Source organism: Microcella alkaliphila (genome assembly GCF_004216855.1).
GTDB lineage: Bacteria > Actinomycetota > Actinomycetes > Actinomycetales > Microbacteriaceae > Microcella > Microcella alkaliphila.
In genome coordinates this window covers 261722-275997 of the sequence record NZ_SGXT01000011.1, presented here as the reverse complement: position 1 = coordinate 275997, position 14276 = coordinate 261722, and the positions used below count along the sequence as shown (strand labels likewise).

Annotated in this window: 10 protein-coding genes and 1 tRNA gene; 6 read left to right on the top strand and 5 right to left on the bottom strand. The window is 69.3% G+C overall.

Going from position 1 to position 14276, the window contains the following annotated elements; all coding sequences use genetic code 11:
• The first annotated feature begins 17 nt into the window (after positions 1 to 17).
• From lgt to pyk, 4 genes are all read left to right on the top strand, one after another.
• Positions 18 to 1034 carry a prolipoprotein diacylglyceryl transferase gene (gene lgt, locus EV140_RS01940; protein WP_422386075.1) on the top strand — a complete coding sequence of 339 codons (1017 nt, stop codon included), beginning with the start codon at positions 18 to 20 and terminating at the stop codon, positions 1032 to 1034.
• A gap of 124 nt (positions 1035 to 1158) precedes the next feature.
• Complete coding sequence (gene gltB, locus EV140_RS01935; protein ID WP_130280514.1) at positions 1159 to 5733, top strand: glutamate synthase large subunit; 4575 nt, start codon at positions 1159 to 1161, stop codon at positions 5731 to 5733.
• Positions 5726 to 7183, top strand: coding sequence for a glutamate synthase subunit beta (locus EV140_RS01930; protein ID WP_130280512.1), 1458 nt, complete (start codon positions 5726 to 5728; stop codon positions 7181 to 7183). The genes gltB and EV140_RS01930 overlap by 8 nt, the downstream gene beginning before the upstream one ends.
• Before the next feature lie 55 nt (positions 7184 to 7238).
• Entirely contained in the window at positions 7239 to 8696 is a 1458-nt protein-coding gene (gene pyk / locus EV140_RS01925) for a pyruvate kinase (protein WP_130280510.1), read from the top strand.
• Between the two features lie 11 nt (positions 8697 to 8707).
• On the opposite strand, the gene EV140_RS01920 is transcribed toward pyk, so the two are convergent.
• Both EV140_RS01920 and EV140_RS01915 read right to left on the bottom strand, forming a co-directional pair.
• A complete protein-coding gene (locus EV140_RS01920) occupies positions 8708 to 9700 on the bottom strand; it encodes an SIS domain-containing protein (protein WP_130280508.1) in 993 nt (330 codons plus the stop codon).
• Entirely contained in the window at positions 9670 to 10926 is a 1257-nt protein-coding gene (locus EV140_RS01915) for a phosphotransferase (RefSeq protein ID WP_130280506.1), read from the bottom strand. The genes EV140_RS01920 and EV140_RS01915 overlap by 31 nt, the downstream gene beginning before the upstream one ends.
• A gap of 44 nt (positions 10927 to 10970) precedes the next feature.
• On the opposite strand from EV140_RS01915, the gene EV140_RS01910 reads away from it, so the two are divergent.
• Positions 10971 to 12326, top strand: a complete 1356-nt coding sequence (locus EV140_RS01910; RefSeq protein WP_241971247.1) for a glycosyltransferase — start codon at positions 10971 to 10973, stop codon at positions 12324 to 12326.
• A 16-nt stretch (positions 12327 to 12342) separates the two neighbouring features.
• On the opposite strand, the gene EV140_RS01905 is transcribed toward EV140_RS01910, so the two are convergent.
• Both EV140_RS01905 and EV140_RS01900 read right to left on the bottom strand, forming a co-directional pair.
• Positions 12343 to 12930: a hypothetical protein gene (locus EV140_RS01905; protein WP_130280502.1), complete on the bottom strand. Its 588-nt coding sequence runs from the start codon at positions 12928 to 12930 to the stop codon at positions 12343 to 12345.
• 114 nt (positions 12931 to 13044) lie between these two features.
• Positions 13045 to 13127 (bottom strand) — tRNA-Leu (locus tag EV140_RS01900).
• Between the two features lie 54 nt (positions 13128 to 13181).
• Between EV140_RS01900 and EV140_RS01895 the strand changes: the two genes are divergently transcribed.
• The gene (locus EV140_RS01895) at positions 13182 to 13811 is read left to right on the top strand and encodes an ANTAR domain-containing response regulator (RefSeq protein WP_096421404.1); all 630 of its coding nucleotides are present in this window, start codon (positions 13182 to 13184) and stop codon (positions 13809 to 13811) included.
• Positions 13812 to 13835: 24 nt separating this feature from the next.
• On the opposite strand, the gene EV140_RS01890 is transcribed toward EV140_RS01895, so the two are convergent.
• Positions 13836 to 14261 carry a hotdog fold thioesterase gene (locus EV140_RS01890; RefSeq protein WP_241971246.1) on the bottom strand — a complete coding sequence of 142 codons (426 nt, stop codon included), beginning with the start codon at positions 14259 to 14261 and terminating at the stop codon, positions 13836 to 13838.
• Between the last annotated feature and the right edge of the window lie 15 nt (positions 14262 to 14276).

Here is a 14276-nt window from a genome sequence, read left to right as displayed (position 1 = left end):
CCGAAAGGCCCGCATCCGTGATCTCTGCCCTCAGCATCCCGAGTCCCGGCGAGGAGTGGCGCGCGTTCAACCTCGGCCAGTGGCTGCGCGACATCGGCCTGTCGTGGTTCTCGCTCGACATCACGATCAACGCTTATGCGCTCTGCATCCTGCTCGGCATCGCTGCCGCCGTGTGGCTTACCCACGTGCGCCTGACGCGGCGCGGCGCTGAGCCGTGGATTGTGCTCGACATCGCCCTGTTCGCCGTTCCGCTCGGCATCATCGGCGGACGCATCTATCACGTGGTCACCCACCCCGCCGACTACTTCTTCCCCGGCGCCGACCTCTTGCGCGTGCTGTACATCTGGGAAGGCGGCATGGCGATCTTCGGCGCCCTCATCGGTGGCGCCGTCGGCGCGTACATCGGCTGCCGCGTCACGGGCATCCGCTTCTGGTCGTTCGCCGACGCCCTCGCCCCGGGACTCCTCATCGCGCAGGCCTTCGGCCGGCTCGGCAACTGGTTCAATCAGGAACTGTTCGGCCTGCCCACCGACCTCCCCTGGGGGCTGGAGATCGACCGTCCGAACGCGGCGATCCCTGTGGGGCTGCCGGAGGACGTCCTGTTCCATCCGACATTCCTCTACGAGATCGTCTGGAACCTGGCCGGTGCCGCGCTGCTGTTGCTCATCGACGCGCGCCTGCGCGTGCAGTGGGGCAAGCTGCTCGGCGGATACCTCATCTGGTACGGCGTGGGTCGCAGCGTTTTCGAGACGATCCGCCTCGACCCAAGCGAACTCTTCCTGGGCGTGCGCGTGAACGTGTGGGCTGCCTGGGCTGCGGTGCTGCTCGGCATCATCATCGTGATCGTGCAGCGTCGCCGGCATCCTGGCGCCGAACCCGGCCCCTACGTCGCTGGTCGAGGGTGGACGCCGGAGGCTGGGGTAGACTCCGAAGCCGTCTACACCGAGACGGACCTGGCCGGCAAAGACGCCGCTCTGGTCGCCGAGAAATCCGGCGCACCTTCCGCCACAAGCGGACCCGCCGCGAACGCGTAACCGCACGGATCGCCACCACCTTGATCCCGGTTCCCCGCTCCGCGGCGCGCGATTCCGCGCACACAGTCCCTGGGCCAGCGACGTCCCGCACCTCAGCACCAACCCATGTGAGGACGGTCCGCGCATGACTCACAGCCCGTATCGCCGATTTTCGAGCATCCCCGAGAAGCAGGGTGCCTACGACCCCGAGCGCGAACGCGATGCCTGCGGGCTCGCCATGGTGGCGACCCTGCGCGGAACCGCCGGTCACGACATCATTCAGAACGCGCTCGACGCACTGCGCAATCTCGAGCACCGCGGTGCCGTCGGCTCGGACGCGGGCACCGGTGACGGCGCCGGCATCCTGACGCAGATCCCCGACGCGTTCTTCCGCGCGGTCGTCCCCTTCACGCTGCCCGAGGCGGGCGCGTACGCGGTCGGCGCCGCCTTCCTTCCGACCGACGCCGCCGAGCGCGCGCGCGAAAAGTCCGGCATCGAGGCGATCGCCGCCGAAGAGGGCCTGACGGTGCTGGGCTGGCGCGAGGTGCCGGTGGACCCGAGCCAGGTCGGAGCGCTCGCCCGCGAGGCCATGCCCGTGATTGAGCAGCTCTTCCTGGCCTCTGGCCGAGCCGACGCGACCGGGGCGCCGCTGTCCGGCATCGCGCTCGACCGTCAGACCTTCCGCACGCGCAAGCGCGCCGAGCGCGAGCTGGGCGCCTACTTCCCGTCGTTGAGCTGCCGCACCATCACCTACAAGGGCATGGTCACCACCCTCCAGCTGGAGCCGTTCTACCCCGACCTGAGCGATGAGCGCTTCGCGTCGAAGCTCGCGCTCGTGCACTCGCGCTACTCGACGAACACCTTCCCGTCGTGGCCCCTCGCCCAGCCGTTCCGCATGATCGCGCACAACGGCGAGATCAACACGGTGCAGGGAAACCGCAACTGGATGCGCGCCCGCCAGTCCCAGCTGGTCAGCGACCTGCTCGGCGACCTCCGCGACGTGTTCCCCATCGTGACGCCCGGCGCGAGCGACTCGGCCTCCTTCGACGAGGTCGTCGAGCTCTTGAGCCTCGGGGGTCGTAGTGTGCCGCACGCGATCATGATGATGATCCCCGAGGCGTGGGAGAACCAGACGGGTCTCGACAAGAAACTGCGCGACTTCTACGAGTACCACTCGATGCTCATGGAGCCGTGGGACGGGCCCGCCGCCCTGTCGTTCACGGACGGCTCGCTGGTGGGCGCGACACTCGACCGCAACGGCCTGCGCCCCGGACGCTTCCTCGTCACCGACGACGGCCTGGTCGTGCTGGCCAGCGAGATCGGTGTGCTCGACATCGACCCCGCTCGCGTCGTCCGCAAGGGCCGTCTGCGCCCGGGCGCCATGTTCCTCGTCGACACGGCCGAGGGCCGCATCATCGAAGACGACGAGATCAAGCGTGAGCTCGCCGAGCTCGAGCCGTGGGGTGAGTGGCTCGCGGGCAACCGCATCGCTCTCTCCCAACTGCCCGAGCGTGAGCACATCGTGCACACCCCGGCCTCGATCACGCGTCGCCAGCGCACCTTCGGGTACACGGAGGAAGAGGTGCGGGTTCTGCTCGCGCCGATGGCGAAGGCGGGCGCCGAGCCGCTCGGCGCGATGGGCTCCGACACCCCCATCGCGGTGTTGAGCGACCGCCCGCGCCTGCTGTTCGACTACTTCACCCAGCAGTTCGCCCAGGTGACGAACCCGCCGCTCGACTCGATCCGCGAGGAGGTTGTCACGTCGATGGCGCTCGGCCTCGGGCCCGAGCGTAACCTCCTGGCCGCCACGCCGCGCCATGCGCGGCAGGTCACCCTCGACTTCCCCGTCATCGACAACGACGAGCTGGCGAAGATCCAGCACATCGACCCGCGACCCGGCAGCGCCCTCACGACCACGATCAAGGGGCTGTACCGCGTCGACAAGGGGCCCCGCGCGCTTGAAAAGCGCATCCAAGCGATGTGCGACGAGGTCGATGAAGCGATCGAGGACGGCGCCGAGTTCATCGTCTTGAGCGACCGCGATTCGACGGCCGACCTCGCGCCGGTGCCGTCGCTGCTGATGCTTGCCGCCGTTCACCACCACCTCATCCGCACCGAGAAGCGGATGCGCGTGGGCCTTATCGTCGAGACCGGCGACGTGCGCGAGGTGCACCACGTCGCGCTCCTGATCGGCTACGGCGCCTCGGCCATCAACCCGTACCTCGCGATGGAGACGGTCGAGAACCTGGTCCGCAGCGGCATGATCACCGGCATCACTCCCGAGAAGGCCGTGGCGAACGTCATCAAGGCGCTCGGCAAGGGCGTGCTGAAGATCATGTCGAAGATGGGCATCTCGACGGTCGGTTCGTACGCCGGAGCTCAGGCCTTTGAGGCCGTCGGGCTCAGCCAAGAGTTCGTCGACCGCTACTTCACCGGGACGACGAGCATCCTCGGCGGCGTCGGCATCGACACGATCGCCGAAGAGAACGCACGTCGGCACGCCCTGGCCTACCCGGCTTCCTCGCCGTCGAACCCGCACGAGCGGCTGCCGAGCGGTGGCGAGTACCAGTGGCGTCGCGAGGGTCCTCCTCACCTGTTCAACCCCGAAACGGTCTTCAAGCTGCAGCACGCGACGAAGGCCGGCCGCTACGACATCTTCCGCGAGTACACGAAGGCCGTGGATGAGCAGGCCGAGAAGCTCATGACGCTGCGCGGGCTGTTCCGCTTCACAGACGGACTGCGCGCACCCGTGCCGCTCGACGAAGTCGAGCCGATCGAGTCGATCGTCAGGCGCTTCACGACCGGCGCGATGAGCATGGGCGCCATCAGCCCCGAGATGCACGAGACCCTCGCCATCGCGATGAACCGCATCGGCGGCCGCAGCAACACGGGCGAGGGCGGCGAAGACGTCGAGCGTCTGCTCGACCCCGAGCGTCGCAGCGCGATCAAGCAGGTCGCCTCTGGCCGCTTCGGCGTGACGAGCATGTACCTCACGAACGCCGACGACATCCAGATCAAGATGGCGCAGGGGGCAAAGCCCGGCGAGGGCGGCCAGCTCCCGGCCAACAAGGTGTACCCGTGGATCGCGCGCCTGCGCCACGGCACCCCCGGTGTCGGCCTCATCTCGCCGCCCCCGCACCACGACATCTACTCGATCGAAGACCTCAAGCAGCTGATCTTCGACCTGAAGCGGTCGAACCCGAAGGCGCGCATCCACGTGAAACTCGTTAGCGAGTCGGGCATCGGTGCGGTCGCCGCCGGGGTCGCGAAGGCGAAGAGCGACGTGATCCTGATCTCGGGCCATGACGGGGGAACGGGCGCCAGCCCCCTCAATTCCCTCAAGCACGCGGGCACGCCCTGGGAGATCGGCCTCGCCGAGGCGCAGCAGACCCTCATGCTGAACCAACTGCGTGAGCGCGTCACGGTGCAGGTCGATGGCCAGATGAAGACCGGGCGCGACGTGATCATCGCGGCGCTGCTCGGAGCCGAGGAATACGGCTTCGCGACCGCTCCCATGGTGGTCTCCGGGTGCATCCTGATGCGGGTCTGCCACCTCGACACGTGTCCCGTCGGCGTCGCGACACAGAACCCTGAACTGCGCAAGCGGTTCACGGGGAGCCCTGAGTTCGTCATCAACTTCTTCGAGTTCTTGGCTCAGGAGGTGCGTGAGTACCTCGCTCAACTCGGCTTCCGCAGCCTCGAAGAGGCCATCGGGCACGCTGAACTGCTCGACGTCGACCGCGCCGTACGGCACTGGAAGGCCGACGGACTCGATCTCACCCCGATCCTCTCGGGCCCCGTGTTCCCGGCCGACGCGGCGCGCACGCGCCGAGTGGGGCAAGATCATGAGCTCGATGAACACTTCGACAACCAGTTGATTCGCCTGTCGACCGATGCCCTCGAGCACGGCCAGCCGGTGCGCATCGACCTGCCGGTGCGCAACACCGAGCGCGCCGTCGGCACGATGCTCGGCAACGCCGTGACGGCACGCTACGGCGAGCAGGGGCTCGCCCCCGACACGATCGACGTGACCCTCACCGGCTCGGCCGGCCAGAGCCTCGGCGCGTTCATGCCGCGCGGCATCACCCTGCGCCTGTACGGCGACAGCAACGACTATGTCGGCAAGGGGCTGTCGGGCGGCCGTGTCATCGTGCGTCCCGCTCGGGAGGCGGTCTTCCACGCCGAACGCAACGTGATCGCGGGCAACGTGATCGGTTACGGCGCGACGAGCGGCGAGCTGTTTATTCGCGGAATCGTCGGCGAGCGCTTCCTGGTCCGCAACTCGGGGGCGACGGCCGTTGTCGAGGGCGTGGGTGACCACGCGCTCGAGTACATGACGGGCGGTGTCGCCGTCATTCTCGGCGAGACCGGCCGCAACCTCGGCGCGGGTATGTCGGGCGGCACGGCATACGTGCTTGACCTGACGGACGACCGGGTGAACCGCGACAGCCTGACGAGCGGCGAGTTGACGCTCGGCGCGCTCGACGACGACGACCGCGCACTCGTGACCGAGCTGTTGAAGAAGCACCACGACGAGACCGAGTCGGCGCTGGCTCAGCGTTTGCTCGCGGACGGCGACGCCGCGCTTGACCGTTTCGTGAAGGTGCTGCCCCGCGACTACGCCGCCGTCCTGGCTACGCGCCAGACGGCGCTCGACGAAGGCCTCGACCCCGATGGGGACATCGTGTGGGGCCGCATCCTGGAGGTGACCGGTGGCTGACCCCCGCGGATTCCTGAACGTGCCCGAGCGGGAGCTCCCGCCGCGGCGTCCCGTGCCGATCCGGCTCATGGACTGGAAAGAGGTCTACGAGCAGGGGGACCCCGGGCAGCTGCGCCGCCAGGCGGGCCGCTGCATGGACTGCGGCATCCCGTTCTGCCACCAGGGGTGCCCGCTCGGCAACCTCATCCCCGAGTGGAACGACTTGACGTGGCGCGGCGAGGGGCGTCAGGCGATCGAGCGCCTGCACGCGACGAACAACTTCCCGGAGTTCACCGGCAAGCTCTGCCCGGCGCCGTGTGAGTCGTCGTGTGTGCTCGCGATCAACCAGCCGGCCGTGACGATCAAGCAGGTCGAGGCGTCAATCATCGAGAACGCCTGGAACAACGGCTGGGTGCAGCCCGCTCCGCCCGAGCGACTCACCGGCAAGACCGTCGCCGTCGTCGGAAGCGGCCCAGCGGGGCTCGCCGCCGCCCAGCAGCTCACGCGCGCCGGGCACACGGTCGCCGTGTTCGAGAAGGACGATCGCATCGGCGGATTGCTGCGCTACGGCATCCCGGACTTCAAGATGGAGAAGCGCCACCTCGACCAGCGCCTCACGCAGATGCAGGCCGAGGGCACACGCTTCCGCGCCGGCGTCGAGATCGGCGTCGACATCACCTGGGCTGAGCTGCGGCGCCGCTACGATGCGGTGCTCGTCGCCACGGGCGCGCCGCTTCCGCGGGACCTTCCCATCCCGGGCCGCGACGCGCTCGGCGTGCACTTTGCTATGGAATACCTCACGCAGGCCAACCGTGTGCAGGCCGGCGACACCGTCGCCGAGCAGATCACGGCCGAGGGTAAGCACGTCATCGTGCTCGGCGGTGGTGACACCGGTGCGGACTGCATCGGCACCGCCCACCGCCAGGGCGCGCTCAGCGTGACGAATCTCGCCATCGGCGTGCAACCGCCGAGCGAGCGCCCCGAGAACCAGCCGTGGCCCATGCAGCCGACGCTGTTCGAGGTGCAGTCGGCCCACGAGGAGGGCGGCGAGCGCATGTACCTGGCCTCGACCGTCGAGTTCCTCACGAACGACGCGGGCGAGGTGCGCGCCGTCGTCGTGGCCGAGACCGACTTCGTTGACGGTCACCGCGTGCCGAAGCCGGGCACCGAGCGCGAGCTGCCGGCCGACCTCGTTCTGCTGTCGCTCGGCTTCACGGGCGCCGAGACCGCGACGCTCACGGAGCAGTTCCCGCTGCCCGTGGATGCGCGCGGCACGATCCGCCGGGACGCCGACTACACGACGGTCGAGCCGGGCGTCTTCGTCGCAGGCGACGCGGGACGCGGCGCGTCGCTCATCGTGTGGGCGATCGCGGAGGGCCGGGCGGCGGCCGCCGAGATCGACCGCTACCTGCAGGGCACCACCGATCTTCCCGCACCCGTGCGGGCGACAGACCGCCCCATCGCGGTCTGACTCCATGGCGGCTCGCCGCCGTGTCTACCACCACCCCAACTCACTGAAGGACCCCATGAGACGAGCAAAGATCGTCGCGACCCTCGGGCCGGCGACGTCGAGCTACGAGAACATTCGCGCCATCATCGAGGCCGGCGTCGACGTCGCCCGCATGAACCTCAGCCACGGGACGCACGCCGTGCACGAAGAGGTGTACGGCAACGTCCGTCAGGCCGCCGCCGACGCGGGCCGCCCCGTGGCCGTGCTCGTCGACCTCCAGGGTCCGAAGATCCGTCTCGGCAAGTTCGCCGACGGTCCCCACGAACTCGCTGAGGGTGACATCTTCACGATCACCACGGAGGAGGTCGAGGGCACGAAAGAGCTCGTCGGCACCACGTTCAAGGGTCTGCCCGCCGACGTGAAGCCGGGCGACTTCCTGCTCATCGACGACGGCAAGGTTAAGGTGCGCGTGCTCGACACCGACGGGGTGCGCGTGCGCACCGAGGTTGTCGTGGCCGGCCCGGTCTCGAACAACAAGGGCATCAACCTGCCCGGCGTCGCGGTCAACGTTCCCGCGCTCTCGGAGAAGGACGAAGACGATCTGCGGTGGGGCTTGAAACTCGGCGCCGACTACATCGCCCTGTCGTTCGTCCGCAACGCCGACGACATCACCCGCGTGCACGAGATCATGAGCGAGGAGGGGCGCCGCATCCCCGTCATCGCGAAGATCGAGAAGCCCCAGGCGGTCGACGCGCTCGAGGGCATTGTCGACGCCTTCGACGGCATCATGGTCGCCCGCGGTGACCTCGGGGTCGAGTTGCCGCTCGAGGCGGTGCCGATCGTGCAGAAGCGCGCCGTCGAGCTCGCCCGCCGCATGGCGAAGCCGGTCATCGTGGCCACCCAGATGCTCGAGTCGATGATCTCGAGCCCCATTCCGACGCGCGCCGAGACCTCCGACGTCGCAAACGCGGTGCTCGACGGCGCCGACGCGGTCATGCTGTCGGGTGAGACGAGCGTCGGCGAGTTCCCGGTCATCACCGTGTCGACCATGGCTCGCATCGTCGATTCGACGGAGGAGCACGGCCTCGAGCGCATCCCGCCGCTCGGCACGAAGCCGCGCACCCAGGGTGGGGCGATCACGCTCGCCGCCGCCGAGGTGGCCGACTTCGTTGAGGCAAAGTACGTGTGCGTCTTCACCGAGTCGGGTGACTCGGCTCGCCGCATGAGCCGCCTGCGTTTCCGCATCCCCATGAAGGCGTTCACGCCCGACGCGGCCATCCAGCGTCGCATGGCGCTGACGTGGGGCATTGAGTCGTTCCTCGTGAAGCGCGTCACCCACACTGACGCGATGTATCGCCAGGTCGACGAGGCCCTGCTCGGCAACGGGCTCGCGGCTAAGGGCGACAAGGTCGTCGTGATCTCGGGGTCCCCTCCCGGAGTTCCCGGCGGCACCAACGACATCCGCGTTCACACGGTGGGTGACACGATCGGCACCGAGCTGCCGGCGTGGCTGGCCGGCGCGAGCGTCGAGTAGAGCGAGCCGGATTACGCCGGCCCGGGGCGCCCTGAGAAGGCGAACTCCGGGTCGGCGGCACGCCACCGGTCGGCGACGAGTTCCAGCGGCAGCAGCTCCGTGAGCGGCCGGATGCGCGCATCCTCGTCTCCGGGGAACCGCACGACGAGCTCGGCTCCGTCGAGCGGGCCGCCGATCGCGGCGTAGCGCGCTCCGCGGCGGGTGAGCCAGTCACCAGCCTGCGCATCCCAGCACGAGCCGGGGAAGACCGCCGCCCGGTAGTCGTGCGTGCGCGCCGTGTACAGGTCGACGTGCGCCCAGTCGCCCGTCTCACACGCCACCGCGAGCCGCCGGGGCAGTTCCCGCACCATGAGTGCCGACTGCTGGGCCGAACACAGTCTCTCGGCGGGCGCCAGCACGTGGGTTCCGGCGGGGGAGAGCAGCAGTTCCGCGAGGGGGTCCAGCCACGCGTCGCGGCTGTCGAACAGCGCCTCGGTGGCGGCTGCGGCGCGCTCAAGCTCAGCCCGCACGGTGTCGGCGGCGGCGAGGGTGAGGAGGCGTTCGAGGACGACGTGCGTGTGCCGGTAGGTGCGGCACGCCACGCCGCTCTCTTCGACGCCGGCGTGCAGGAGGCTCACCGCGTCGGCCGCCTCGGCGAGCGCCGACTCGGGGCGGTTCGTGACGGCGACGAGTCGGCCGGTGCCCCGGTACCGTTCGACGGCGTGCAGCACCTCGGCGCTGCCGCCGGTCGCCGAAATCGCGACGACGGCCAGGTCGTCGGCGGGGGCTGGCAACTCGTCGGTGCTGGCGAGCTCGTCGACGACGTGCTGTCCGCGGGCGCGCGCGGCGCGGGCGACACGGCCGGCGGCGTAGCGACTCGAGCCCATGCCGAGGATGAGCACGCGGGATGGGGCGAGACGCTCGAGCAGCGCCGCGCCATCGTCGGCATGCGCGAGTGCGTCGGCGAGGGTCGCGAACGACGCGGGGATGGCGGCTAGGTCGTCGGCGAAGCGGGCGGTGTCCACGGGGGATCCTCCAGGTCGGGGTCGGCGGGGACGCGGTGCGTGAGCGCCCAGTCGGCGGCGTACGCCCAGCGGGGCAGGAAGGCGCGGGCGTAGCGCAGCTCCCGCACGAGCTGTGCGGCGCGCAGGCCAGGCAGGCGCCGCAGGTCAAGCAGGGCGCGTCCGTCACGCGTGGGGGCGACCGCACGGTACGCGTCGAGCAGTCGCTGCTGGGCGGAGAGGCACCACTCGGCGATGCGGGGGACGTCACCGCCCCGCCGCTTCGCCACGATGGCACCGACGAGGTCGAGCGATACCTGCAGGTGCGCGACGTCGATCGCCGCGTCTCCGAGAGCGTCGTCGTCGGGATGCTGCGGGTCGCCGTCGAAGTCGATGACGACCAGCTGGCCGTCCGCGCCCCGCAGAACCTGCCCGACGTGAAGGTCGCCGTGCAGCGCAATGGTGGGCGCTGCGGGGTCGGGGAGGGCCGAGAATAGGGTGCGGAGAGCCTCTGCCCGCGCGGCAAGACGCCGACTCGCCCCGGGACGCGCGTCGTCGCCCGCACCGTGGCTGAGCACGTCGTCGAGGGCAGACTGGGCGGCGGCGCGTTCGTCTGCGCCGCGTCGCGCGACCTCGCTGCCGTCTGAATCGTTCGTGGGGCGGCGAACTCCGAGATCAGCGTCGGCGAGCGCCGCGTGCAGCTGGGCGGTCAGTTCGCCCAGTTGCTGCGGGAAGTCGGGGTCGGCGCCGCCGTCGAGGTGTGCGGTGAGGTCTTCGACCGCCCATGTCCAGCCATCGCTCGCGTCGGGCACGCGCGCCGTCACGAGCGCGACGACGGAACCCGAGTCGGCGTGTTCGACGGTTCCGATCACGGCCGGAACGAGCCCGGGGGCGCGCTCGGCAACCAGCAGCTGCAATCGGGCACCTCGATCGGCCGCCCCCAGGCGTCGCGGCACCTTCACGATGTGCGTGTCGCCCACAATGAGGCCCCAGCTCGTCATGTCGACATCGGCAGCGAACGGCTCCTCGACGTCGCTGGGTGCCGGATGCGCATGCGTCGTGGGGCGTCCCATGAGCGGACCGGCCGTGCCGCCCGTCACTGCGAGCGCGGCGAGGGCCGCCGCGACCCCGTCGGAGGCGACCGCCTCGCCCGCCGGTCCGGCGATTTGGACGTGGCCGCGAGCATCCCATTCGATGCGCCCGGCGCCGAGGGCGACGCCGCCGGGGGCGGGGCTCGGCGGCATCGACATGGTCCCCATCCTGGCACTGCCAGATGCCCGTTCGTAGTGTGAGGATGGGGGAGAAGCGCGCGGCGACGGTGCTGCGCGAGACGAGGAGGGCCGCGCTGATGACCGCACCGTTGACGTTCCTGTTCATGCCCGAGAGCGCCTACGGCCCGACCAACAACTGCGTCGGCATCGGCGCCGAGCTCGTGAAGCGGGGCCACCGCGTCGTCTTCGCCGCCGAGGCGTCCTGGGCGGGCAAACTCGCGCCGCTCGGCTTCGAGGAGGATCTCGTCGACCTCGCGCCACCGCCCGAGGGGGATGCGGCCGAGCAGTCAGCGGGACAGTTCTGGAAGGACTACATCAACGCGATCAAGCCAGAGTTCCGCAAAGACACGATCGAACAACTCGAGACGGTCGTTGCCCCCATCTGGCAAGAATTGATCGACGGTGCGAAGCACTGCGAACCGCAGCTGCGCGACATCATCGGCCGAGTGCAACCCGACGTGATCATCGAAGACAACGTGCTGTGCTTTCCCGCCCTCGTCACGGCGGGGAAACCCTTCGTCCGCATCGTCAGCTGCAACCCGCTGGAGGTTCGCGCTGATGGCGTCGCTCCCGTGTTCTCCGGGCTCGGCGAGCACGAGGCGGACCAGTGGGCGACCTTCCGTGACGAGTACGACCGCACCCACCGGCCGATGTGGGAGGACTTTGCCGCCTGGGTCGAGGCGCAGGGCGCACCGCCGCTCGGCGACCTCGATTTCATCCACTCAGGCGTGGCGAATCTCTACGTCTACCCGGAAGAGCTCGACTACACGGATGCCCGCCCGCCCGCCAACACGTGGACGCGACTCGACTCCTCGGTGCGCGACACCGACGACGCCTTCGAGCTGCCCGAGCATTTGCGCAACGGCGATGACCCGCTGATCTACTTCAGCCTCGGCTCGCTCGGCAGCGCCGACATCGCGCTCGTGCAGTCGGTGCTGGATGCTCTCGCGGACGGCCCGTACCGGGTCATCGTGTCAAAGGGCCCCCGCCACGACGAGTTCGAATTGCCGGCGAACTGCTGGGGGGAGGAATTCCTGCCGCAGACGCGCATCCTGCCGCTCGTGGACCTCGTCATCACCCACGGTGGAAACAACACGACCACCGAGGCGATGCACTTCGGCAAGCCCATGGTGCTGCTGCCCCTCTTCTGGGACCAGTACGACAACGCCCAGCGCGTGCACGAGTGCGGCTACGGCCGGCGCCTACCCACCTACGGGTTCACGGCCGTCGAGCTGCGGGCCGCGATCGACGAGCAACTCAGCGATGCGGCCCACATCGAGCGCGTGCGAGCGGCGGGTGAAGCCATTCGTGCTCGCGACGGCCTCCGCCGCGCCGCGGACGTACTCGAGCGGGTCGGCGCGGAGAGCCGCCAGCCGTAGCGGCTCCCCGCACGCTCTAGGACGCGACGACGGTGGGGTCGCCGGTGTGACGATGCCGCGTGCCGGCCATGCTGCCGAGAATCGCGCCGCCCAACGACACCGCGGCAACGACCACGATCGTGATGATGCTGGTCGCCGTGAGCTCGGCTCCGGTCAGCGCCAAGAGCGGGAACCCGTCCACGCGGGCAAAGCCGTCGAGCTGAGCGCCGCCAATCGCCGCCAGTATGCCGACGACGACCGTGAAGGCGACTGCCCACAGCCACACGACGAACCCCTGCATCACACCGGAGACGCGGGCCATGCGGCCGGCGACGTACCCGCCGGCGACGTAGGCAATGAACAGGGCGAGGGCGAGGATGATTGCCCCCACGACGCTGATCGTGGTTGCCTCAGAGAGCGCTCCGTCGACGGCCTCCTCTGGTGTCTCTGCTGCGCCGAGCCCGATCGCGGCCCCGATGCCGGCGACGAAGGCGGTGAGCAGAAGAGCGGCACCCGTGGCGGTGAGCCACCCGAGAAATGCCGATCCGACGGCGACACCCTCATCGGCGTGGGCGGGACGGCCCGCGGGATCGTGGGCTGAACTGGTGGAACGTGCGGTGGTCATGGTGATCTCCTTCGTTCGAGAACCACCAGCCAAACGTGCACGCGTGTCAGCGTCACCGGGGTTGACCCCGCGCCACTGTCACGCTACGAGGCCGTGTGATCGGCGCCCGCACAGTACCGGCTGTGGGACTCGAACCCACACGCCCTTTCGGACAACGCATTTTGAGTGCGTCGCGTCTACCATTCCGCCAAGCCGGCTTGCGTTCATCCCCATCGATGCTCGCGTAGTGACCATACCGTAGGCTTCTCGTCGTGAGTGATGAGCAGCAGACCACCGCCCCCCGCCGTGTCGTCGTCGCCGAAGACGAGTCGCTGATTCGGATGGACATCGTCGAGATTCTGCGCGACAACGGCTACGACGTCGTCGCCGACGTGGGCGACGGCGAGGCCGCTGTCGAGGTCGCCACGGAGCTGCGCCCCGACCTCGTCGTGATGGACGTGCGCATGCCGAAGCTCGACGGCATCGAGGCCGCGAAGCGCCTCAGCGAAAACCACATCGCGCCCGTCGTGCTGCTGACCGCGTTCAGCCAGAAGGAGCTGGTCGAGCAGGCCAGCGAGGCCGGCGCTCTCGCCTACGTCGTGAAGCCCTTCACGCAGAATGACTTGCTTCCTGCGATCGAGATCGCCCTCAGCAGGTACCAGCAGATCATCACCCTCGAGGCCGAGATCGCTGACATGGCCGAGCGTTTCGAGACCCGCAAGCTCGTCGACCGCGCCAAGGGGCTGCTCAACGAGCGCATGGGCCTCACCGAGCCCGAGGCGTTCCGCTGGATTCAGAAGGCGTCGATGGACCGTCGTACGACGATGCAGGCCGTCGCTCAGGCGATCATCGACCAGCTAGCGCCGAAGAAGGACGCGCCGAAGAAGGACGACGACCAGTAGCTCGCGCCCCGCGCATGCCGACCGTTACCGGTCACGGAGCATGTTCGTCATGCGCACCGTCGAGAGCCGGCGGCCCTCCTCGTCGCGGATGACAATCTCGTGGGTGGCAAGCGTGCGCCCGAGCACGAGCGCCGTGCAGGTGCCGGTCACGACGCCGCTCGTGACGGAACGCGAGTGGGTGGCGTTGATCTCGATGCCCACCGCATAGCGGCCAGGGCCGGCGTGGATCGCCGACGAGATCGACCCGAGGCTTTCGCCGAGCACGACGTGGGCGCCGCCGTGCAGCAGCCCGATCACCTGCGTGTTGCCGTCGACGGGCATCGTCGCGACCGACTTCTCGGCCGACAGCTCGAGAAATTCGATGCCCATCTTCCGGGTGAGCGCGCCCCCGCCGGTTTCCACGAGGCGGGCAACGAGCTCCGGGTCGAGGTCATCGGGGATGCGCGTCACAGGTTCTCCTCACGG

Bases quoted from the DNA above. Each gene is read 5' to 3' on its own strand.
- gltB (WP_130280514.1), top strand. From the start codon at position 1,159: ATGACTCACAGCCCGTATCGCCGATTTTCGAGCATCCCCGAGAAGCAG.
- pyk (WP_130280510.1), top strand. From the start codon at position 7,239: ATGAGACGAGCAAAGATCGTCGCGACCCTCGGGCCGGCGACGTCGAGC.
- EV140_RS01915 (WP_130280506.1), bottom strand. From the start codon at position 10,926: ATGTCGATGCCGCCGAGCCCCGCCCCCGGCGGCGTCGCCCTCGGCGCC.
- EV140_RS01910 (WP_241971247.1), top strand. From the start codon at position 10,971: ATGGGGGAGAAGCGCGCGGCGACGGTGCTGCGCGAGACGAGGAGGGCC.
- EV140_RS01905 (WP_130280502.1), bottom strand. From the start codon at position 12,930: ATGACCACCGCACGTTCCACCAGTTCAGCCCACGATCCCGCGGGCCGT.